Below are 20,983 nucleotides of genomic sequence, written 5' to 3'. Positions count from 1 at the left end.
CGGCTGGCGCACGAAGCGGATAGCTCCATTGAGCTGCCGCGGGCCTGGCTGGAGCCGGATTCTTATGATTTCAGCTTCAGCGGGCTGAAATCCGCGGTGCTGGCAGTGATCAACCAGACCAAGATGAAGGGCGATGTGGTAGATACCGCGCGGCTGGCACGGGGATTTCAGGAGTCGGTCATCGATGTTCTGGTGACCAAAGCGATGCGGGCTGCGAAGGAATTCGGCGTCCGGCAGCTGCTGCTTGCCGGCGGGGTCGCGGCGAACCGCGGCCTGCGCGCCGCCCTGCAGGAGCGTTGCACCCAGGCGGGCTTGCCTCTGGTGGTGCCGCCGCTATCCTTGTGCACCGACAATGCGGCCATGATTGCCGCCGCCGCTTATTTGAAGTGGCAGCAGGGAGATTTCACGCCGCTGGATATGAAGGCGGAGCCGATTTTGTCTCTGGAGGGCTGGTCACTGCAGACACAGCAGTAATGTGCAGGGAAATGCGGCCCTGGGTGAAGCCTTGAAGCTGCTTCGGGAACGCTGGGAAACCGTCGGGAACACAAACTCGCGGAAAGCAGGCAGCCTCTGTGCATAAAGCGGAGACCATTCGTTTGTCTGAGTTGAGACTAGTATGAGGCAGCAAGAGAGAAACTACTTCGTCATGGTTGATTCAGGCTCGTCGATCCTGAATAAGGGCGGCGGGCCTGTTGATTTGGTTGTCCAGGAAACAAGAGAACATCCGGCTGAAAGCGCTGCTTCGCTTTTGTTCTCTGGTCAAAGCAGGGTGTTCTGATGACGGCAATATCCGTAGGCCGTGGCTCCTGAGAAGCCGGATCTGCCGTGAATTCGAGTGAGCGGAGCTAATCCGGATTCGACCGGCAGCTGCGGTTATTGGTATGTGATAAGGAACGAGCCTTCATGGAAATTTCGGTGAATTGAGTACATGAGGAGGAAGCTGCTGATGGAGTCTGTCATCCGATATTACAATCAATTCGATGAGTGGGGCCGATTGGACCGGGAGCCGGTTGAATTCGATATGAACTGGCATTTTATCCGGGCACATTTGCCTGCTCAAGGTCACGTGCTGGACAACGGCGCAGGACCGGGCAAATATGCCATGGAGCTGGCCCGCTGCGGGTACCGGGTCGCGTTGTCGGATTTGACCCCGCGGCTGGTGGAAGTCGCCCGGACGAAGGCGGCTGAATTGAACCTGCTGCAGCAGTTCAGCGGGTGAGAGGAACAAGACTTGATGGATCTGCCGAATTCATTTATTCAAACGGTCACGGGGGTTCATGGGCCGAAGGGCCGGCAATGGCTGCAAACACTGGATGGCCTGATTCGTTACTGCGAGCTTAAATGGGACTGTACTGTTCAAGAGCCATACGAGCTCTCCTATCACTTCGTGGTTCCTGCTGCGGGACGGGATGGGACGGAGACTGTGCTTAAGCTGGGTGTGCCTTCTAACGAGCAGCAGACGGAAATTGCCGCATTGCGGCTGTATAACGGCAGCGGAGCGGTCCGTCTCCTGGACGCTGAACCGGAGCGGGGTATTTTGGCGCTGGAGCGGCTGCTGCCAGGCCAAACGCTGAAATCTGTCACCGATGATGAGGAAGCGGCGATGATTGCGGCTTCCGTGATGAAGCGTCTCCGGGTAACGGCTCCGGCAGCAGCGGGCTTCCCGACAACAGCGGCCTGGGCGGAAGGGCTTGCCCAAATCCGCGGCCGTTTTAATGGAGGAACCGGTCCGATGCCTGAGAAAATGGTGGAGGCTGCCGAACAACTGTACCGTCAATTAGTTGCCGGAGCCCGGCCCGTGCAGCTGCTGCACGGTGATTTGCATCATGGAAATATCCTGTATGACGGAAGCAGAGGATGGCTGGCCATTGACCCGAAGGGAGTAATCGGTGAAGCGGAATACCAGGTCATTCCGTTCCTGATGAACCATCTGCCGGATGAAGGGCGGACGGCTATTATGGAGCGGCGGATTGCTATTTTTGTAGAACAGCTGCAGCTTGATCGAGGCCGGGTGCTGGCATGGGCTTATTGCCACGCTATACTCTCTGCATGGTGGCATGTGGAGAGTCAGACGGACGGAATGGAAGCAAGCCTCCGGACGGCGGAGCAGTTTGCGGCGATGCTGAAGGCACTGTAGGGCTGTGGATGGCAGGCGCAGCGCGATTTATTCACATGTGGACAAAAAAACACACCAAGGCAAAAGCTGCTTTGGTGTGTTTTTTTGCTCAAAAATTCAGACTTTTCGGGAAGTTATACACAACATATCCACATCTCTGTGGATAATGTGCATAACCTGTACTGGAAACGGCGGAAAGTATTGGCCGTAAAGCATTTCTCACAGCAGGGAGACGCTGCTTAAAAAGGGGATAACATTTTCAAATCCATTGTGCACAGTGTGGATAAGTTTTTGGAATTAAGCCTGGGCTTTGCTTTAAGGGTGTTGATAATTGTGGATAAGTTTGTGAATAGCAGCAGACGGCGCGTTTGCCGGTTTCATTCCATTTTGGAATGGCAATGTGCAGCTACAGCAGGGATTCCCATTCTGCAAAATTTTGTTCCAGATCGTTCTTTTTTGCCTGTATTTCAGCTGAGATTTCTTGGACCTTGACGTAGTCGTTATACACCTCCGGGCTGGCAAGCGCGCTCTCCAGCTCCGCAATTTGCTCTTCCAGTCCGGCGATGCCTTGTTCCAGCTGCTCCAAGCGCCGTTGACGCTGGCGTTCCTCGCGTTTGGCCTGCTTATCAGCTTCATAGCCGGATGCGCCGCCTGCAGCGCCGCCGCCGGAGCCGGCAGAGCCTGCGCCCCCGTCTGACGCGGCATCTTCTTGTCCGCCTTTGGCGCTGAGCCCGGGCTTACCTCCTATGCTTGCCGACGGGACCCCTTTGCCGGCATTCCCGTCTTTGAGGCTGCTTGCGGCACGCTGTTCCGCTATGGCGGCCAGGTCGGCTTTTTTTTCCATCATATCGTCGTAATTCCCCAGATAGTTATCCATACCTGTAGGAGTCAGCTCAATGACGCGCTCCGCCATTTTGTTCAGGAAATAACGGTCGTGTGAAATAAACAGCAGCGTTCCTTCATAATCCATTAACGCTGATTCCAGCGCTTCTTTGCTGTACAGGTCCAAATGGTTCGTCGGCTCGTCAAGAATCAGCACATTGGCTTCACGCAGCATCAGCTTGGCCAGTGAGACGCGGGCTTTTTCCCCGCCGCTCAGGGAGGAAATTCTTTTTAACACATCTTCTCCGCTGAACAGAAACGTTCCCAGCACGGTGCGGATGCGAACCTCTTCCAAATGGGGATAATCGTTCCACAGCTCATCCAGCACCGTATTGCTTGGTGTCAGGCCGGTCTGCTCCTGATCGTAATAGCCGAGGCTCACACCGCTACCCCAGGTAATGGTGCCTGCATCCGGCTGGCGATCACCAATGAGTGTTTTGAGCAGCGTGGACTTGCCGATTCCGTTCGGTCCGGTCAGCGCTACGGTTTCGCCCCGAGTCAGCTGGAACGACACATTTTCGAACAGACGGCCCTTGCCTTCCACGGAAACGGCCAGCCCGCCGGCCTGCAGAACCTCCTTCCCGCTGGTCCGGGCTATTCCGAAGGAGAAGGCTGCCCGCTTTAATTCCCCCAGCGGCTTATCGATCCGATCCATACGCTCCAGCGCCTTACGGCGGCTTTGAGCCCGTTTGGTCGTGGTGGCCCGTACAATGTTGCGCTGAATAAAATCCTCCATCTTGGCAATCTCATCCTGCTGCTTCTCATAGTGCTTCAGCTGGATTTCGTACTCGGCCGCTTTAATTTCCATAAACCGGGTGTAATTGCCGGTGTACCGTTTAGACGATGTGCGTTCGATTTCGACTATCGTCTGAACAAGCGCATCGAGAAAATAACGGTCATGGGAGACGACAAGAATCGCGCCGGAATATCCGCGCAAATAGTCTTCAAGCCACGTTAAGGTCGGAATGTCCAAGTAGTTGGTCGGCTCGTCCAGCATGAGCAGATCGGGGGCCTGCAGCAGCAGACGGGCCAGGGCCAGCCGGGTTTTTTGGCCGCCGCTTAACGTGCCGACAGGCGTTTCGGGAGAAAACTCTCCGAAGCCCATGCCGTGCAGCACGCTGCGGATGCGCGCTTCCATGCCGTAGCCGCCCTGCTCCCGGAACCAGTCGGAGCGGATGCTGTAGCGGTTCAGCACTTCGCCGTACAGCTTCTCGTCGGCCTGAACGACCGGGTCGGCCATCCGGTTCTCCAGCTCCCGCAGCTCCTTCTCGGCTTCGACCAGCGGGGCAAACACCTGCAGCATCTCCTCCCAAATCGAACGCTCGGATTGAAAGCCGCTATGCTGGGCCAAGTACCCCAGGCGTGTCTCCTTGGATTTGTAAATATCGCCGCTATCGCAGCTCATTTCACCGGCTAGAATTTTGAGCAGGGTCGATTTGCCGGCGCCGTTGACGCCGACAAGCCCAATCCGCTCCCGTTCCTGAATTTGAATGGATATATTGGACAGCACGACACTCGTGCCGTAGCTTTTGGTTATGTTGTTTGCCTGAAGCAGCATAATTCATCCCTCCGTGTTATGAACGACGCCAAGCTTTGTTTCACTTTCGCATTCGCCTCAATGATGTATTTAAGTCTACCTGAAATCGCGCTGTTTCACTAGCGGATCGGCAGGGTACACTTTTTTTTATGATGAATTGTCCATGTCAGGTCTGTTTGCGGCGATCGGCTTCGCTTCCGTTATGAAAAGTTGTCAGAAATATGATACACTGGATTTATGGGCAAAATGGACATCTTTCAGCAGAAAAAAAATTTGCGGACGGAGCTTCAATCCCGCCGTGACAGCTTGGCTGAGGCAGAGCGGCAAAACAGCTCCCTGCTAATCTGTAATCGGCTGCAGCGGCTGATCGGGGAACAGTTTCCCGTAGATGAGCGGCTCACTATTTTTGCATATTGGCCGTTCCGATCGGAGGCGGATGTCCGGCCGTTCCTTCATTGGTGCTGGACTTGGGGCCACCGTGTGCTTGCGCCCCGTACGGAGAAGGAAACCCGGCGGATGCATCTTCACCGGATTACCGGGGAGCACGAGCTTGTGCCCGGACCATGGGGGCTGATGGAGCCGGGGACGGATTCGCCGCAGCTGGAGCGAGATAACGACATATCCCTCATCCTCATTCCCGGGCTGGCCTTTACTCCGCAGGGAGCGCGGCTGGGCTACGGGGGAGGCTTCTACGATACGTTTTTTGCCCGGCTTGCGGCACAGAACATTCCGAGACCCCTTACCATTGCTCCTGCCTATGAATTACAGCTTGTATCCGAAGTGCCGGTTGAGCCGCACGACGCCCGTGTGGATTATATTGTAACCGAGCGCATGACATATACCATACCGAGGGGGGACGGACGTGTCTGATCACGAGCATCATGAAGGGCACGCTGTGTCCGCTGAATCGCCGCTGACTCATTTCAATGAGCAGGGCCGTGCCAAAATGGTGGATATTACAGGCAAGCCCCAAACGAAGCGGACCGCGATCGCTACAACGACGGTAGCGATGAAGCCTTCTACGCTTGAGCTGATTAAGCAGGGCCGCATCGGCAAGGGCGATGTGCTTGCAGTCGCTCAGGTAGCGGGAATCATGGCTGCGAAGAAGACAGCCGACTGGATTCCCATGTGTCACCCGCTTGCATTAAGCGGGGTTGATATTTCCTTTTCCGATAACGGCAAGGACGAGCTGTATATCCAGGCGCTTGTCAAAACCACCGGACCGACAGGAGTAGAGATGGAGGCGCTCACCGCGGTGTCTGCAGCGGCGCTTACCGTGTATGACATGTGCAAGGCGGCCCAGAAGGACATGATTATCGGTCCGACCCGGCTGGACGCCAAAACAGGCGGCAAAAACGGGGATTTTCAGCGGGACAAGTCGTGAATTTTGCATGACATTCATTTCAAAACAGATGATTTTGTAACCATTATAGGATACATTTAAGGGGAGGAATGATGATGCGCTGGAAGGTAGGATTAGTATGCGCCAGCGACAGCGGATCGCGTGGGGAGCGGGAAGATACGAGTGCGCAGGTCATTCGCGAGCTGGTGGAGGAGGAGCTGTTCGGCGAGCTGGTGGATTATCAGGTTGTGCCGGATGAGACTCAGGATATTATGGCTGCCATGATTGAGATGATGGACTACTACCAGGCGGATTTGATTTTTACCACCGGCGGAATCGGAATGATGCCGCGGGATGTGACCCCCGAGGCTACGCTAAAGGTCATTGAACGACAGACTCCCGGCTTTCCGGAGGCGATGCGTTATGCCATGATGCGCAAATCCGGAGCCGGCATGCTGAACCGGGCGACGGCTGGCATCCGCGGCAAAACGCTCATCATCAACCTGCCCGGCACCCCGGAAGGAGTACATGAATGCCTGTCCGCAATTCTGGACCAGCTGCCGCGTGCGCTTCGCGCGCTGACTGGAAGAGGAGGGGACCATCTGCTTTGAGACCGGAGGACATGCTGAAGGAAGTGCCGGTGCGAGAAGCGATAGGGCTTCGCCTTGCGCATGACTTGACCCAGATTATCCCGGGCGAGTTCAAGGGCCGGCTGTTTCAAAAAAGCCATCTGATTCGCGAAGAGGATATTCCCGCGCTGCTTCGAATCGGCAAGGAGCATATTTATATTTTGGATTTGCAGGACGGATATTTGCATGAGGATGAAGCGGCGCTGCGTATGGCCCGCGCTGTTCTAGGCGAGAATCTGGAGATGGCGGGGCCAACCGAAGGCAAAGTGACGCTGAATTCCACGATTCACGGTTTGCTGAAGATTCATAAGCCGTATATCGATGCCGTCAATGCAATAGATGAGATTTGTCTCTCGACGCTGACAACGAATACGGTTGTGCAGCCGGGCCAGCCTGTACTGGCCACCAGGGTGATTCCGCTTCTTGTTGCAGAGGACAAAATCGCCCGTATCGAGTCGATGGCCCGGCAATCGGATGGCTCAGCGGGCTTGGTAGCCCCCGATGTAACGGACCAGGATGATTCTTCTGGTTCGGCTGCATCTCAACAGCACGGTGGGGCTGCAGGGAGTGTAGGGGCGGCCAGCGTCATTCCGTTCCGCAAGCTTAAGGTCGGGCTGATCACGACCGGCAGCGAGGTGTATCACGGACTGATCGAGGACCAATTTGCTCCGGTAATACAAGCCAAAATAACCGGCCTCGGCTCCGAGCTGATCGGCCAGCGGATTACTCCGGATCATAGTGACGCTATCGTTCAGGAAATCCGTTATTTTCAGGAACAGCAGGCCGATTTGATTTTGGTCACCGGCGGAATGTCTGTGGACCCGGACGACCGTACTCCGGGCGCCATTAAACAGGCCGGAGCGGATATCGTTTGTCACGGTACGCCGATGCTGCCCGGCTCGATGCTGATGATGGCTTATTTGGGCGAAACGCCGATTGTAGGCTTGCCCGGGTCGGTGATGTACCATACGTTTACATCCTTTGATGTGCTGCTGCCGCGGATTTTGGCCGGAGAACGTATTATGCGTCAAGATATTACAGATATGGGCTATGGCGGATTGCGTAGCGATAAAGGGTAAGACTACTGAATAATGGAGTTGATGAGGTATGCCGAGTATCGGACCAACAGGGTTCATACTGATTATTGTTGTCGCGCTCTTGTTGTTTGGGCCATCCAAACTGCCGGAGCTGGGCCGTGCGTTCGGAAAGACGCTGCGGGAGTTCAAAAACGGTGCCAAGGACATTATGTCCGACGATGATCAAGCAAGCCGGAAAGAAGTAAATACACAGCAAGCCCCCGTGCAGCAGATTGAGCAAGGCCAGGCGCAGCCATACGCGCAGGCGCCGCAGCAGCAAGGCCAGGCGCAGCCATACGCGCAGGCACCGCAGCAGCAAGGCCAGGCGCCGCCATATAACAATGCAGGTCAGGCGCCGAATAACGTCCCTGTGCTGGGACAACCGGGCAACCCGGACAAGCGTCTGCCGGAATAACATCATCCCGCACTTATCCCTCTGCAAAGAGGGATTTGCTTTGAGAATGGACAGCTGTGCTGTCGAGGCTTTGCTGCATAACGGGCTACATTCTTCGTTTGTGACGGGAGACAACCCCTCCGGTTAATGGATAGAAGAACTGACGATAGGCGGAAGGCATAGCCTCCATTGATATTTGAGCTTAGGCTGGTGATACGAATGCAGGAAGAGGAAGGCATGTCTTTAGTTGAGCACCTGACGGAGCTGCGAGGCCGGATTATTTGGGTGCTTGTAGTGTTCGTCCTGGCCATGATTGGCGGTTTAATCGTGGCGGACCCGGTATTGAACTTTTTAAAAAACCAGGAGCCGGCCCGTTCTATTAGCTGGAATGCATTTTCCCCTTGGGATGCGATTGGAATTTACATGCAGGTATCCATGGTTATTGCCCTGGCCGTTTGTTTGCCGGTCATCTTGTACCATTTCTGGGCTTTCGTACGTCCGGGCTTACGTGAAAATGAACAAAAAGCAACGCTGAAATATATACCGTTTGCCGCGCTTTTATTTTTAATCGGCTTGGCATTTTCGTATTTTATTGTGTTCCCGATGGCTTTTGAGTTTACCCTCATGGTTACACACAACCTGCAGCTGACCGAAACCTACGGCATTACACAGTATTTTACGTTTATGTTTAACATTTTGCTGCCGATTTCGCTGCTGTTCGAGCTGCCGATCGTGGTTATGTTCCTGACGAGAATCCGCATTCTCAATCCGCTGCGCCTGCGGAAGATGCGCCGTTATGCCTATGTCATTCTGGTGATCGTCGCGACAGTGGTCACGCCGCCGGACTTAATTTCGGATATTCTTGTGGCGATCCCTCTGATTTTACTGTACGAGCTCAGTGTGCTGCTCTCGACGCTGGTGTACCGGAAACAGCTGGAGCAGGAACGTCGTTTTGAGGAAGAAGGAGCGGCTGAAGGCGAGGGCCTCTTATCCCCCCGGCAGTAGAGCTAGGCGGAACCGCGCCGGCCTGTTCAATCGTCAATACAAATAAAGCCCTGTGTGCGGCGTATATGCTGGCACAGGGCTTTTCGTTATAAAAGGCGAGCAGCATGGAAGACGGGCGGATACGAGCCGCGCAGCGCGTTAGGAGTGGGGGAAGCGAGCGATTTGGAGTCTGGAGGCGGGGATTTTTTCCGGGAGCAGCTTGCCCCTGATGTGGAGAAGAGCAAATTCAGGTGATTCACAGTCCCGGCGTTAAAGGCCGTACGCGCAACTTGTCGAATCCGCTCACAAAAAAATCATGGCTTTTTTAACCCAAAGCACTTGAAAATTATAGGCAAAATCGCTATCATAAGAATTGTTATTAGCACTAACCAGTTGAGAGTGCTAACAAAATGCTTTACCATCCCAAATTAATCAACATATCCAAAGGAGGCAGTTTTTCCATGATTAAGCCATTAGGTGATCGCGTAGTTATTGAAGCCGTTGCTAAGGAGGAAAAAACCGCCAGCGGAATCGTTCTGCCGGACACAGCAAAAGAAAAGCCGCAAGAGGGCAAAATCGTAGCTGTTGGCAGCGGTCAACTCAAAGACGGACAACGCACACCTCTTGAAGTCAAAGAAGGCGACCTCGTCTTGTTCTCCAAATACGCGGGTACTGAAGTGAAATACGAAGGCCGCGAGCTGCTGATTATGCGCGAAAGCGACATTTTGGCAATTATCGGTTAATAGCCGAGGGGGCGGCGTCAGCTGCTCAGCCGGAAACAACGCCTATACTTAACGTAAATAGATTAAATCCATATTCATTTCGGGAGGTTTTCATACCATGGCAAAAGAGATTCGTTTTAGCGAAGAGGCACGCCGCTCGATGCTTCGCGGTGTAGATGCTCTGGCAAATGCTGTGAAAGTAACACTGGGACCAAAGGGCCGCAACGTGGTTCTTGAGAAAAAATTCGGAAGCCCGCTCATCACCAATGACGGCGTAACCATCGCCAAGGAAATTGAGCTGGAAGATGCTTTCGAAAACATGGGCGCACAGCTCGTGAAAGAAGTAGCTACCAAAACAAACGATGTTGCCGGTGACGGTACTACTACAGCAACAGTTCTGGCTCAAGCGATTATCCGCGAAGGTCTGAAAAACGTAACTGCAGGCGCTAACCCGATGGTACTGCGCAAAGGGATTGAAAAAGCAGTTAAAGCAGCAGTGGAAGAGCTGCAAAGCATCGCGAAGCCAATCGAAGGCAAACAATCCATCGCTCAAGTAGCGGCTATCTCCGCTGCTGACGAAGAAGTCGGCCAACTGATTGCAGAAGCTATGGAAAAAGTGGGCAAAGACGGCGTTATCACCGTTGAAGAATCCAAAGGTTTCACAACCGAGCTGGAAGTTGTAGAAGGGATGCAATTCGACCGCGGCTACATCTCCCCGTACATGATTACGGACACTGACAAAATGGAAGCTGTACTGGACAATCCGTACATCCTCATTACAGATAAAAAAATCTCCAACATTCAGGAAATCCTGCCTGTTCTGGAGAAAGTCGTTCAATCCGGCAAGCAATTGCTCATTATCGGTGAGGATATCGAAGGCGAAGCACTGGCAACTCTGGTTGTCAACAAACTGCGCGGTACCTTCACTTGCGTGGGCGTAAAAGCTCCAGGCTTCGGCGATCGCCGCAAAGCTATGCTGCAGGACATCGCTGCTCTGACAGGCGGCCAAGTCATTACAGAAGAACTGGGTCTTGAGCTGAAATCGACGACTCCGGACCAACTGGGTTCCGCACGCCAAGTTCGTGTAACCAAAGAAAACACCATCATCGTTGATGGCAGCGGCGACAAAAAAGACATCGGCGCACGTATTTCCCAAATCCGCGCGCAATTGGAAGAAACCACTTCCGACTTCGACAAAGAGAAGCTCCAGGAGCGTCTGGCGAAGCTGTCCGGCGGCGTAGCCGTTATCAAAGTCGGCGCAGCTACTGAAACTGAATTGAAAGAGCGCAAACTGCGCATCGAAGACGCCCTGAACGCAACCCGCGCAGCGGTTGAAGAAGGTATCGTTTCCGGTGGTGGTACAGCTCTCGTGAACGTATATGGCGCTGTAGCTAAGGTTGTAGCTGAAGGCGACGAGAAAACGGGTGTAAGCATTATCCTCCGCGCTCTGGAAGAGCCAATCCGCACGATCGCAGCGAATGCAGGCCAAGAAGGCTCCGTCGTTGTTGAGCGTCTGAAAAAAGAAGCTGTAGGCATCGGCTACAACGCAGCTACCGGCGACTGGGTAAACATGATCGAAGCTGGTATCGTTGACCCTGCCAAAGTAACTCGTTCGGCTCTGCAAAACGCGGCTTCCGTTGCAGCAATGTTCTTGACTACTGAAGCGGTTATCGCTGACAAACCGGAAGCAAACAAACCGGCAATGCCTGACATGGGCGGCATGGGTGGTATGGGCGGCATGGGCGGCATGATGTAAACAAGGCCTCAAAGCCTTGTGGGGCAAGGGTTTCTCTTCGGAGAAACCTGGTTCGCCCACATTTTGCCCACATCGTGTAAAATGAAGACACCTTAGAGTGATGAAAAATCCTCTAAGGTGTCTTCTGTATATCTTGAGTAAGGAGTTGATTGTTTGAGTATTGAAAGAATTATACTTGTGCCTTTACGAATGGTCATTTATACAGTATTAGTACCATCATATTTTTAACAAAGTCATCCCATACTCATTCGTAACAAAGTTCATGTCTGAATCCCGGGAAACCAGTACCAAATTAGCTGCAAAGGCAGTTGCAATAATGAGCGCATCAGGAGTTTTTATTTTCCGTCCCTTGCTTCTCTGCTCGCTTTGCATGGAAGCTGCTTTTCTTGAGACAGTGGAATCGACATGTATCATATGCCGAGGGGAGAATAACCTTTCTGCGATTAAGAACTGATTGTGTTTGACACCGCTCAGTACTTCACATTCCGTAATCGTCGAAAAGAATATTTGCCGTTTTTCTTCTTGGGCTTGTCGTACTAAGTTAATGGCGGCATGATCGTTGTCCAGAATGGCGATGACGATGTTCGAATCGAATAAATATCCGGAGTAGTTGTGGGTCACTTTCCCCAACCCTCCCGTGACTCCTGAATGTGGTCTAATAATTCTTGCGCTTCCCCGGGCTTCAGAATTCCAGCCACACTTAAAATGTCATTTACTGAGTAATCATCAAAGTCCTCGATGGTTTCTGCTTCAAGATCTATGACAAGCTTCTTGGTGGAAATATTATTTTCAGATAAAAACTCCCTTAAGTCTTTTGCTATATGAGGATGGAGTTTGCGTACCATTGACATGGAGAACCACTCCTTTATCAAAATATGTTGCTATGTTGCTGAATCGTTTCGCTTTCCGCGATCTTCTTCGATCTTTACTTATAAACAATTATACCCGATAATGTAATGAATGGATACGGCCGCGGCGCACAGAACGAGCTACTATCGTGTGCATTTCATGTACGATTGGGATTAATGTTAGTGCCCACAGCTTGCCCACGAACTCAACCCACACATCTTACCCACACGGATTTATTGAAAACTATTTTCTGAAGAATATCGGATAAAATCGTCACATAAAGACTCAAAAAACACATGAAAAAGCCTTTGTCTCATGGGCGGCATGATGTAATAAAGGCTGAAAAGCCCTGCTGCATCCAGCTTTCCAGTGATATGCCATCCCAAGAGTAACACTTGGGTAACATCAGCAGTAAAATTTAGAGAGGCTTCTCATGGGGTTCATGAAATCTCATGGGAAGCTTCTTTTTGTTGCTGGATTTTCATTTCAATTTCATGACAACTTCCAACAAAAATCGACGAATCTCATGAAAAATTTGGTGATTAATGGGGCTAATGGCATATTTGAGTTTTCGCGCAGATCCATCATAATAAAAATGCATTGAATTCAGAAAGGTCATACCGCCGGTAAAGTCAGGACAAGGATGGCTGGCACTGACGGTATCTGGATTCCGGTTTTATTTTTACGAAGCGGGGTGGGAACGACATTTTTGCAGTACCTGTTTAGTTGAATGAAAGACAGACCTTGAGCCTGTAAACCAATCATGGAGAGGATGATTAATTATGAAAATGAAAAAACGCTGGATGAGTTCTGTGCTAGTTGCTGCGTCTCTGTTTGTTGCTGCATTACCGGCTCAGGCGAGCCAATATGTTGATATGGATGAGTATTCTTCTTCGACGCTGCAAAGTACATACCAAAGCGGAAATTCGATTTATGTTTCCATCTACAATTACGCGCCAAATTATAATTGGGGCGATATTCAATGGGAGGTAATAGACGGTTATTCCAACGTGATTGCCAGCGGTACAGCCTACAATCCTTATGATGTCGGTAATCATCCTACTATTCCGGGCAGTTATTACGAAGGAACCATTGCCATTGACGGCAACAATCAAAACCAAGCGAAGCTGGTTCTGACTTGCACAACCGGAAGATGCTCCGGTTCCGGCTATATTGAGGGAAGCTGGTAATTGGTTGAATTAAAAAAGAGAACGTTCAGGGCTGATCCATGGTTAAACTTGGGTCAGCTTTTTTTTCATGAGAGAAGGTGAGTTCTTGAATACAATGCTATAATAGATGGTATGTAAACAAACCACTTTTCAAAGATAAGGCAGGCATAAAGGAATATGGTTACTTCTATAGAAGAGCTGCACAAACATTTTTCTCCCGAAATCATTCGGAGGGGTCAGCGCTATTTCGACCAAAATGCCGTATCCCACATGTGGATAGGCGATGAAGGATATGTACACGGAGTTGTGCAAGGGAGTGATAGATATAAGGTCAAGCTCCATCCTGTCAATTTATCCCTGAGTACCTGCACGTGTTCTTATGCGGTGAACTGCAAGCATATGGTAGCTGTCATTATGGCGCTCCAGCACACACAAGATTGGGGAAAAAAAGAAACGGCAGCACTCAAGCAGACGGCTGCCGCGCTTGATCTTGCTTCCGACTCCACGAGCTCTCCCTTGCCCGCACAATCGCTTAAGGCCTCAACGCGAAAAACGAAAGCCAGGACGGGTCCGCTTGAACACGAAGCATTACACCAGTGGGAGCTTTTCTTTGAGCAGCATTTCACCAAAAAGCATTATAATCGCATCGGCGATCACGGAACCTTCATGCAACGTATGAAAAAAAGCTTGTTTCCCTACGCCGAGATGTGGGATCCAAATCGAAAACAGGTATTTGCCTTGATGATCGTCCTGTTTGTTCTAAAGAAGGCCGAGCAGGCCTACCTGAGTGAAGGATACTATGCCCAATATTATAAGCAGCAGTATATGGCGCTAGTTCAAAAGGCAATGCAAGAAATGGTGGCATGCACTCCATTGCTGGAGGAAGCTGTATTTCAGGAATCCTACAAGGATCTGCAGCAAGAGACGGCAGAATTACTCACAAAGTATGCTTTTCCTACACAGGAATCCCCGGTATCCTGGCTTTTTGTGTACCGGTATTTGTGGACCAGGCTGCTTCGTCATCCATCAGTAGTGCAAAGGGAAAAGACCAGGCTGCAAAAGCAGATCGGTGCCGGCTCTGCGGCTTCGAAGAAAAATACGACTTTTTTTAATGATTGCGTGAGGCTGGCCTTGATTCATTTTAGCATTCTTGAGGGCCAGGATGAGCATGCACTGGAGTGTCTGAATACAGAGCTGTCACGTAAAGAACCCATGTACATTTTGCATTATTTCGATTCGTTTTATGCCTCCCACAATTGGGACAGATTAAGATTTTGGGCGGAGCGAACGTCTTCATTTTTCTGGAACAGGGCCGATTTGGGCGATCTGTATCTCCAATACTGGGATGAGCTGCTGAAGCAGGGGGCTTGCGATCGGGGGGAATGGAGCCGGGTAATGTCCAAAATGCTCCCTCAAAGCTATGCCCATTACACAAACTATTTGTTATCTAACCAGATGTATCGGCATTGGATTGATTTGCATATTACCTACGGGATTATGCCTAAAGTGACTGCAGCCGAAATGAAGCAGGTGGAGAAGCACAACCCCGAGCTTTTGCTTCCGTTGTATCATCAGGCGGTCGATTATTGCATTGGTCATAAAAACAGGGACGCGTACAAAGAAGCCGTACGTTATATGAAGAAGCTTAAAACGGTGTATTCCAAGCTTAAACAGTCGGTGCAGTGGGAGCGTTACTGTCAGTGGATTTGCAGCCGTTATTCTCGTCTTCGCGCCTTGCAGGAAGAAATGAAACGAGGGAAACTGATCTCATGAGTATCTTAACGAGCAAATCATATATTCTACAAGTGGACAGACTGGAGGATGGTCGTTTCTTCGTTTACGATACCCAAACTCGGGGTAAGTCTCTTCATATGGAAGTGTTTCGTTATGCGCTGCTGGCTTGGCACGCTCCGTCCTATTATGGCACTGCTGCCGAGACGGGGCGCTTTGATGAAAAAATAGGCATTTTTCTGTCGCCGCTAACTGCCGCAGAGGTGATGGGGGCGGCAGCGATGGCCATTCATGCTGACTTGGACTGGGTGTCCTCCAAGACGATGAATCGTATGCTGCAGCTTTCAGAGCTGCTTGTCCAGGCTCTCGGTAGAGGGAGATTCTGTCCCTCCTTTGCGTGCTGGCAAGCAGGGGGATTTGGCTGGAGACTGCTGCTTTCGGATGAAGAGGAGAGTGCTCTGCAAGGGCTGGATCAGGACGAAAAGGCCTGGATAAGCGCTGCGGTGACTGAATATCTGAGCCGTTCATCGGAGGCGCAGCAGGCCTGGATCCAGCTTGTCGAACGGTATCCGCTCCTAGTCATGAAACCGGGAGACAACCGACCCTTTTTCACAGACGAGACGGAATTTTTGACGGCTATTGGCTGGCAAAGGGATCAGCGGCTTTTTCGCAGCGTATTGCAGCTGCTGGAGCCGGTAGACAATGAGCCATGGCGGCTGCAGCCGCTCCTGCAGGATCGGGATCTTTCTCATTTCATTCTGTCCGTTGGAACGGAGGACGATCCTTCCGGCAGCCAATCCCTCCTGAACTCCTGGAATTTGAGCATGACTGAGGCCAGAGAGGCGATAGCTTCATCTGTTCAGAAGTGGCTGCATGTGGCCCCTGGGCTTGAAGATGAGAGTCGACCGGGGGTCTTGAAAGAGCAAATGACCGATGCAGAGGCCTGGCGCTTCCTGGAGGAGGACAGCCTGCGTTTGGCCGAGACGGGGGAAATTGTGCTGCTGCCTTCCTGGTGGGAGGAGATTCGGCGCTTAAAGCCCGCGCTGAAGGCGCAGATTAAATCAAATCCGGCTGACGCCGGGGAATCCCTGCTGGGCATGAATCAGCTCCTTCGCTTTGATTGGAAGGTTGCGGTTGGAGATTTGGAGCTTACCGAGCAGCAGTTTCTGGAACTGGCCGATCAGCAAAAAAGGCTGATCCAATTCAAGGGGCAATGGATTCAGCTCGACCCGGAGCTTCTGCAGCAAATACGTAAGGCCATGAAGGCTTCGGAGCGCAAAAAGGGTCTTCCCCTGCGGGAAGCGCTGGAGGCCTTTTTATTGAGTGACCAGGCTGCTGTTGACCGTGGGGACAAGGCTGATCCGAATGATGAGAATCAGGACCGGGCCAAGTATCAAATCGAACTAAATCAGCATCTGCGAACCTTGTTCCAACAGCTTCAGCAAACATCTTCTGTCGAATTGCAGCCGCTTCCTGAGGGACTTCACGCTACACTGCGCCCCTACCAGCATTACGGCATGTCTTGGATGCTTTTCCTGCGTAAATTCGGATTTGGCGGCTGCTTGGCCGATGATATGGGATTGGGGAAAACGATTCAATTTATCGCTTATTTGCTCGTTCTGCATCAACAACAGCGTATAACTGTGCCCTCTCTTATTATTTGTCCGACCTCAGTGCTCGGTAATTGGCAGAAGGAGCTGGCGCGGTTTGCTCCGGACTTGCGGGTGGTCGTGCATTATGGCCCGCAACGCGGTAAAGGAGAGGAAGCGTTTATCGCTTCTATTGCCGGGGCCCATGTGGTGCTTACAACATACATGCATACGGTGATGGATCAGGCTGAGCTGGGGCAGGTGGAATGGAGCGTGATCGGACTGGATGAGGCGCAAAATATCAAGAATGCCTACACCAAGCAGTCCTCTGTGATCCGCAAGCTCCCGGCTGTACAACGCATCGCATTAACGGGTACGCCAATTGAGAACCGCTTGACAGAATTGTGGTCCATATTCGATTTCGTTACCCCCGGGTATTTGGGCGGGATACGAGATTTCACACGAGGCTTTGTACAGCCGATTGAACGTGGCGGCAAGCCGGAGCTGGTCGAACAGGTGCAGAAGCTGATACGGCCGTTTTTACTTCGAAGGGTAAAAAAGGATCCGGCAGTGCAGCTGGATTTACCGGATAAAAATGAAAGCAAGGTCTATTTGCAGCTGACCCGGGAGCAGGGCGCTTTATATGAAAGCGTGGTACAGCAGATGCTGGAGCGGATTGACCGGCTGTCCTTCATGGAGCGGCGAGCACTGATTGTGAGTACCCTGACCAAGCTGAAGCAAATCTGCAACCATCCCGCAATGTATATCAAGGAAACCGGGGCAATCAAATGGCAGAACCGCTCCAACAAGCTGATGCGTCTGATAGAGATGGTTAGCGAGCTGAGGACCGAGGAAGGCCGGTGTCTTATTTTCACCCAGTTCGTGGAGACCGGGGGCTTGCTGCAGGCTGCCCTGGAGCAAGAGCTGCAGGAGCAGGTGCTGTTTTTGCATGGTGGAGTGTCCAAGAGCAGGCGGGATAAGCTGATTGCTGCATTTCAGGGCGAGACGTCTGATCCGGTGCGGCCGGGCATTTTTATCCTCTCGCTCAAGGCAGGCGGAACCGGGCTGAACCTGACGGCAGCCAATCATGTGTTTCATTTTGATAGATGGTGGAATCCTGCTGTAGAGAATCAGGCTACAGATCGCGCTTTCCGTATCGGTCAGACTCGAGACGTTCAGGTGCATAAATTCATATCATTGGGAACGCTGGAAGAGCAAATTGATGAAATGATAGAGCGTAAACAAAGCTTAAGCGAGCAAGTTATCGGCGGTGGAGAGGGCTGGATTACAGAGCTGTCTACAGAAGATTTGCGGCAAATGTTTGCACTGCGAAAAGAATGGATTGAAAAATAGGGTGCAGGATTAGGCAAGACTTGAGAAAGGAGGACTCTTTATGGCCCCAAGCCGCAGAGAACGGATGAAAGCCAAACAAAAGCGACATAATCGGGCAGCAGATAACTCGGAGAAAAGCGGCATAGCTCCCATCCAGACGACGGATAAGGAGGCCAGCGGCCTGCAGCAGCCGGGAACAGCCCGAAGCAAAGCAGACTCGTCACAGGAAACGACGGCTGTTACGAGCAAGCATCAGACGAGCCGGCGTGGCAAGCAAGCACAGCCAGGACGGGCGGCCTGCGAAGCGGAGCCCTTTTGGGAGCAGTTATCACCGGAATGGCAGCTTCTCTACAAGCAGGCGGCGCTACTTCCTCTGCAAGCTGTGAAGCCGGACAAAAGCTTATAGAAATGATTTCCATTTTAAATCTTAAGGGCGCGAGAAGTGAGACGGACAGTTTCTCCGCATACCAGCAGACCCGGCCTTCTCCAAGAGAAGAGCCGGGTCTGCTGGTATATGAAACAGATATGGTTATAATCAATGCTTACTGATTACGCCTGAACAATAATAGCCAGCAGACGCTTCAGCATAACTGCGGATTGGGCACGGGTAGCGGTTTGGGCCGAGCCGATGGTATTGTCGGTCATCCCGTTCATTAAGCCTGCGTCAATCGCGGTTGCAATTTCCTTATGAGCCCAAATAATGTCTTTGCTGTCTTTGTAGTTTGCCAAAATTTCAGTTTGCCGTGCTCCCGATACACTGGTGGAAATACCGGCAAAATGGATGGCACGGGTAACCATCGCGGCAAGCTGCTCACGGGTAATGTTTTCATCCGGACGGAAGGTGCCGTCCTCAAAGCCATCGATAATTCCGGCTTTTGCGGCTGCCCCTACTTCTTGGGCATACCACGAGCTTGCCGAAACGTCAGAGAACGAAGAGGTATCTGCGCCGTCAAGCGCCAGCTCGCGAACGATCAAGGCTGCAAATTCGGCACGGGTAATGTCACGCTCCGGTGCGAAATTGGAGTCGGAAACCCCATCAACAACCAGTTTGCTTGCCAAATACTCAACGTCTGCCTTGGACCAGTGGTTTGTCAAATCCGCGAAGGATTTGTTTGCTTCCACGACGGTATAAATGCTGTTCCCTGTACGTTTGAGTGTTGCGATAGTTTTGCCGTCTTTTTCAGAGAAGAGAGCCGGTACAAACTTCAAAGACTTGGCAGCCGGGTCATACAGGACGCCGGTGACGTTATTCGTATTCACTGCCTTATCCAGCGTTAACGTGCGGGCAACATAGGTTTGACCAAAGCTGGTGATCGCCTTGGCTGTATCCTTGGTTACAGCAGTCAAGCTGAAATCAACGGCATCTGTCAGCACAGATGCGCCAACTGAAGCTGCAGCACTGGAAACCCCATCAGCAATATCAGCGGACACCTTTTTAATTTCAATCTTAAGCTTTAAGTCTTTTGCATCTACATTCAGCGAGCTGACCAGATCATTCAGCTTCAGAACCGAAAGAGGCAGAAGATATGTCCCATTGTCTGCAGTAATGTTCATTTGCGCTGAAGAAGCATTAGCCAATGCATCAATCAGGACCGATGCCGGAAGAAGTGCTGTATCGGCTGTTTTGACCTCGACGGTATCGTGGTTGGCAAAGGCGTTTTTCAAAGACGCTTCATCCACGGAGCCATCGGAGTATGCCGTGACGATGCCATCAGCCCCGCCAACGTAACCACCGCCACCACCACCTCCGCTGCTGCTTCTGTCATTTTTTGCAGTGACAAAGCTGCCTGTGAGCGGTGTACCGGCTTGCTCGTGTTCGTTTACAGGCTGTACGGAGAAGGAATACATCGTGCTTGGCGATAAGCCAGTAATGGTATAGGTGCTGGAGGTTACTGTTGCGAACGGCTGCCCGGACGTTCCCCGGAACAGCTTATAGCTTACGGCCGATTGCGCAGCAGCAGCAGGCCAGTTCAAGGTTACCGAGCTTTTGGAAGCACTGCCGGTCAAAGCAGCGCCTGCAGGCCATACCGGAATATCGGTATATACAGCTTCAACCACATCGGTGTATTGCCCGTTGTAGCTGGCTTGGAGGTAGACAACATCGAGTACGTTAGGAACAATTGCGGAGGAATCATTTACAGTGAAATGAAAGTTAAATCCGCCGTTTGCCTCCTCGTCGTATGTAGCCTTCTCCACTGAAGTCAGCTCCATCAAAGCGCCGGCATCCGAATAAACGGCCAGCTTTACATTTCCGTAGGTGCTGTCATACACACTGGAATATACTGTCACAGTGACAGTACCTGTCGATTTGTTGTAGGAGAATTGAGTAATGGATAAATCCGCGGCCCAGGCCAGCACCGGAAAGAGTACTGACATCATTAACGTAAAAACAAGCAGAGCGGAAGTTTTCCGCAGCCCAAAACGTTTCATTGCAGGGTGGCCTCTTATCTCTAATTTATTTTTATTTTCTTTCCCGGGCGAAACAAGTCACCTCCTTATCGGAATATACAAGTAAAAAAAAGAAATAAATTTTAGAAAAAAACATAAAAAAGATCACTAGCGTTGCATAAAAAGTCGGCGGCATAGTTTTCGAATAATTCTGAACAAGGTTTTAGTTTTCATTACCAAAAAGTCGATTGCCCACCAGAAGGTAGCTCTCTGTCCATTTGGTAAATTTATGTAGTTTCCCCTGAGTGACGGAAATACTAGCTCACTGTTTCTTGCGCCTACCCGCTGATTTTCGACTAGGTTTACGGTGAATTCGTTCCATCCATTGATGCATCGGTTCCCATAATAGAATTTTAAGCCAACGATAAAGCTGAAGAATACTGTGATGTGTAGCGGTGTCCAGTTTCATAAGTACGAGCAGACAAAA

At 51.5% G+C, this 20,983-nt stretch carries 18 protein-coding genes and 1 pseudogene; 15 read left to right on the top strand and 4 right to left on the bottom strand.

Features of this window, described 5'->3' with window-relative positions:
* From WBG83_RS12205 to WBG83_RS12195, 3 genes are all read left to right on the top strand, one after another.
* Positions 1–474 (top strand): Kae1-like domain-containing protein (locus WBG83_RS12205; RefSeq protein ID WP_442955831.1); only part of this gene is annotated, 474 nt, incomplete at its 5' end.
* A 472-nt stretch (positions 475–946) separates the two neighbouring features.
* Complete coding sequence (locus WBG83_RS12200; RefSeq protein ID WP_442955830.1) at positions 947–1,219, top strand: class I SAM-dependent methyltransferase; 273 nt, start codon at positions 947–949, stop codon at positions 1,217–1,219.
* Between the two features lie 15 nt (positions 1,220–1,234).
* Positions 1,235–2,137 carry an aminoglycoside phosphotransferase family protein gene (locus tag WBG83_RS12195; protein WP_336745333.1) on the top strand — a complete coding sequence of 301 codons (903 nt, stop codon included), beginning with the start codon at positions 1,235–1,237 and terminating at the stop codon, positions 2,135–2,137.
* 385 nt (positions 2,138–2,522) lie between these two features.
* On the opposite strand, the gene abc-f is transcribed toward WBG83_RS12195, so the two are convergent.
* Positions 2,523–4,556, bottom strand: coding sequence for a ribosomal protection-like ABC-F family protein (gene abc-f / locus WBG83_RS12190; RefSeq protein ID WP_336745331.1), 2,034 nt, complete (start codon positions 4,554–4,556; stop codon positions 2,523–2,525).
* A gap of 225 nt (positions 4,557–4,781) precedes the next feature.
* On the opposite strand from abc-f, the gene WBG83_RS12185 reads away from it, so the two are divergent.
* The 8 genes and pseudogenes from WBG83_RS12185 to groL all read left to right on the top strand — a co-directional run bounded on the left by WBG83_RS12185 (position 4,782) and on the right by groL (position 11,438).
* A complete protein-coding gene (locus tag WBG83_RS12185) occupies positions 4,782–5,405 on the top strand; it encodes a 5-formyltetrahydrofolate cyclo-ligase (RefSeq protein ID WP_336745329.1) in 624 nt (207 codons plus the stop codon).
* Positions 5,398–5,919 (top strand): cyclic pyranopterin monophosphate synthase MoaC, encoded by a 522-nt coding sequence (gene moaC / locus WBG83_RS12180; RefSeq protein WP_336745327.1) that lies wholly within the window; start codon positions 5,398–5,400, stop codon positions 5,917–5,919. Before WBG83_RS12185 ends, moaC begins: the two co-directional genes overlap by 8 nt.
* A 74-nt stretch (positions 5,920–5,993) precedes the next feature.
* Positions 5,994–6,488: a MogA/MoaB family molybdenum cofactor biosynthesis protein gene (locus tag WBG83_RS12175; protein WP_336745326.1), complete on the top strand. Its 495-nt coding sequence runs from the start codon at positions 5,994–5,996 to the stop codon at positions 6,486–6,488.
* A gap of 11 nt (positions 6,489–6,499) precedes the next feature.
* On the top strand, positions 6,500–7,585 hold the full coding sequence (locus WBG83_RS12170; RefSeq protein WP_442955835.1) for a molybdopterin-binding protein: 1,086 nt from the start codon (positions 6,500–6,502) through the stop codon (positions 7,583–7,585).
* A 28-nt stretch (positions 7,586–7,613) separates the two neighbouring features.
* Positions 7,614–7,790 (top strand): annotated as a pseudogene (locus tag WBG83_RS12165) (twin-arginine translocase TatA/TatE family subunit); the annotation flags it as partial.
* Positions 7,791–8,213: 423 nt separating this feature from the next.
* Positions 8,214–8,981 carry a twin-arginine translocase subunit TatC gene (tatC, locus tag WBG83_RS12160; RefSeq protein ID WP_336745324.1) on the top strand — a complete coding sequence of 256 codons (768 nt, stop codon included), beginning with the start codon at positions 8,214–8,216 and terminating at the stop codon, positions 8,979–8,981.
* A 440-nt stretch (positions 8,982–9,421) separates the two neighbouring features.
* Positions 9,422–9,703: a co-chaperone GroES gene (gene groES, locus WBG83_RS12155; RefSeq protein WP_336745322.1), complete on the top strand. Its 282-nt coding sequence runs from the start codon at positions 9,422–9,424 to the stop codon at positions 9,701–9,703.
* 97 nt (positions 9,704–9,800) lie between these two features.
* On the top strand, positions 9,801–11,438 hold the full coding sequence (gene groL, locus WBG83_RS12150; protein ID WP_336745321.1) for a chaperonin GroEL: 1,638 nt from the start codon (positions 9,801–9,803) through the stop codon (positions 11,436–11,438).
* 216 nt (positions 11,439–11,654) lie between these two features.
* On the opposite strand, the gene WBG83_RS12145 is transcribed toward groL, so the two are convergent.
* Together WBG83_RS12145 and WBG83_RS12140 are read right to left on the bottom strand one after the other, a co-directional pair.
* The gene (locus tag WBG83_RS12145) at positions 11,655–12,059 is read right to left on the bottom strand and encodes a type II toxin-antitoxin system VapC family toxin (protein WP_336745429.1); all 405 of its coding nucleotides are present in this window, start codon (positions 12,057–12,059) and stop codon (positions 11,655–11,657) included.
* Complete coding sequence (locus WBG83_RS12140; RefSeq protein WP_336745320.1) at positions 12,056–12,289, bottom strand: hypothetical protein; 234 nt, start codon at positions 12,287–12,289, stop codon at positions 12,056–12,058. The genes WBG83_RS12145 and WBG83_RS12140 overlap by 4 nt, the downstream gene beginning before the upstream one ends.
* Before the next feature lie 780 nt (positions 12,290–13,069).
* Here WBG83_RS12140 and WBG83_RS12135 point away from each other — a divergent pair.
* The 4 genes from WBG83_RS12135 (at position 13,070) to WBG83_RS12120 (ending at position 18,514) form a co-directional block, all read left to right on the top strand.
* Complete coding sequence (locus WBG83_RS12135; RefSeq protein WP_336745319.1) at positions 13,070–13,477, top strand: hypothetical protein; 408 nt, start codon at positions 13,070–13,072, stop codon at positions 13,475–13,477.
* Positions 13,478–13,633: 156 nt separating this feature from the next.
* The gene (locus WBG83_RS12130) at positions 13,634–15,229 is read left to right on the top strand and encodes an SWIM zinc finger family protein (RefSeq protein WP_336745318.1); all 1,596 of its coding nucleotides are present in this window, start codon (positions 13,634–13,636) and stop codon (positions 15,227–15,229) included.
* Entirely contained in the window at positions 15,226–18,129 is a 2,904-nt protein-coding gene (locus WBG83_RS12125; protein WP_336745317.1) for a DEAD/DEAH box helicase, read from the top strand. The genes WBG83_RS12130 and WBG83_RS12125 overlap by 4 nt, the downstream gene beginning before the upstream one ends.
* 40 nt (positions 18,130–18,169) lie before the next feature.
* A complete protein-coding gene (locus tag WBG83_RS12120; protein WP_336745316.1) occupies positions 18,170–18,514 on the top strand; it encodes a hypothetical protein in 345 nt (114 codons plus the stop codon).
* Between the two features lie 143 nt (positions 18,515–18,657).
* On the opposite strand, the gene WBG83_RS12115 is transcribed toward WBG83_RS12120, so the two are convergent.
* The gene (locus WBG83_RS12115) at positions 18,658–20,538 is read right to left on the bottom strand and encodes an S-layer homology domain-containing protein (RefSeq protein ID WP_336745315.1); all 1,881 of its coding nucleotides are present in this window, start codon (positions 20,536–20,538) and stop codon (positions 18,658–18,660) included.
* Between the last annotated feature and the right edge of the window lie 445 nt (positions 20,539–20,983).

The sequence above is a fragment of the Paenibacillus sp. y28 genome (assembly GCF_037137075.1).
Lineage (GTDB): Bacteria > Bacillota > Bacilli > Paenibacillales > NBRC-103111 > JBBBNV01.
Note: the sequence above shows the minus strand (reverse complement) of the source record. Positions and strands in the feature narration are given on the sequence as shown.

What these genes read in the sequence shown, in the direction of transcription:
- WBG83_RS12115 (WP_336745315.1), bottom strand. Translation starts at nt 20,538, where the DNA reads ATGAAACGTTTTGGGCTGCGGAAAACTTCCGCTCTGCTTGTTTTTACG.
- abc-f (WP_336745331.1), bottom strand. Translation starts at nt 4,556, where the DNA reads ATGCTGCTTCAGGCAAACAACATAACCAAAAGCTACGGCACGAGTGTC.
- WBG83_RS12140 (WP_336745320.1), bottom strand. Translation starts at nt 12,289, where the DNA reads ATGTCAATGGTACGCAAACTCCATCCTCATATAGCAAAAGACTTAAGG.
- WBG83_RS12130 (WP_336745318.1), top strand. Translation starts at nt 13,634, where the DNA reads ATGGTTACTTCTATAGAAGAGCTGCACAAACATTTTTCTCCCGAAATC.
- WBG83_RS12125 (WP_336745317.1), top strand. Translation starts at nt 15,226, where the DNA reads ATGAGTATCTTAACGAGCAAATCATATATTCTACAAGTGGACAGACTG.
- WBG83_RS12185 (WP_336745329.1), top strand. Translation starts at nt 4,782, where the DNA reads ATGGACATCTTTCAGCAGAAAAAAAATTTGCGGACGGAGCTTCAATCC.
- WBG83_RS12135 (WP_336745319.1), top strand. Translation starts at nt 13,070, where the DNA reads ATGAAAATGAAAAAACGCTGGATGAGTTCTGTGCTAGTTGCTGCGTCT.
- tatC (WP_336745324.1), top strand. Translation starts at nt 8,214, where the DNA reads ATGTCTTTAGTTGAGCACCTGACGGAGCTGCGAGGCCGGATTATTTGG.
- groL (WP_336745321.1), top strand. Translation starts at nt 9,801, where the DNA reads ATGGCAAAAGAGATTCGTTTTAGCGAAGAGGCACGCCGCTCGATGCTT.
- WBG83_RS12120 (WP_336745316.1), top strand. Translation starts at nt 18,170, where the DNA reads ATGGCCCCAAGCCGCAGAGAACGGATGAAAGCCAAACAAAAGCGACAT.
- WBG83_RS12175 (WP_336745326.1), top strand. Translation starts at nt 5,994, where the DNA reads ATGCGCTGGAAGGTAGGATTAGTATGCGCCAGCGACAGCGGATCGCGT.
- groES (WP_336745322.1), top strand. Translation starts at nt 9,422, where the DNA reads ATGATTAAGCCATTAGGTGATCGCGTAGTTATTGAAGCCGTTGCTAAG.
- WBG83_RS12170 (WP_442955835.1), top strand. Translation starts at nt 6,500, where the DNA reads ATGCTGAAGGAAGTGCCGGTGCGAGAAGCGATAGGGCTTCGCCTTGCG.
- WBG83_RS12195 (WP_336745333.1), top strand. Translation starts at nt 1,235, where the DNA reads ATGGATCTGCCGAATTCATTTATTCAAACGGTCACGGGGGTTCATGGG.
- WBG83_RS12200 (WP_442955830.1), top strand. Translation starts at nt 947, where the DNA reads ATGGAGTCTGTCATCCGATATTACAATCAATTCGATGAGTGGGGCCGA.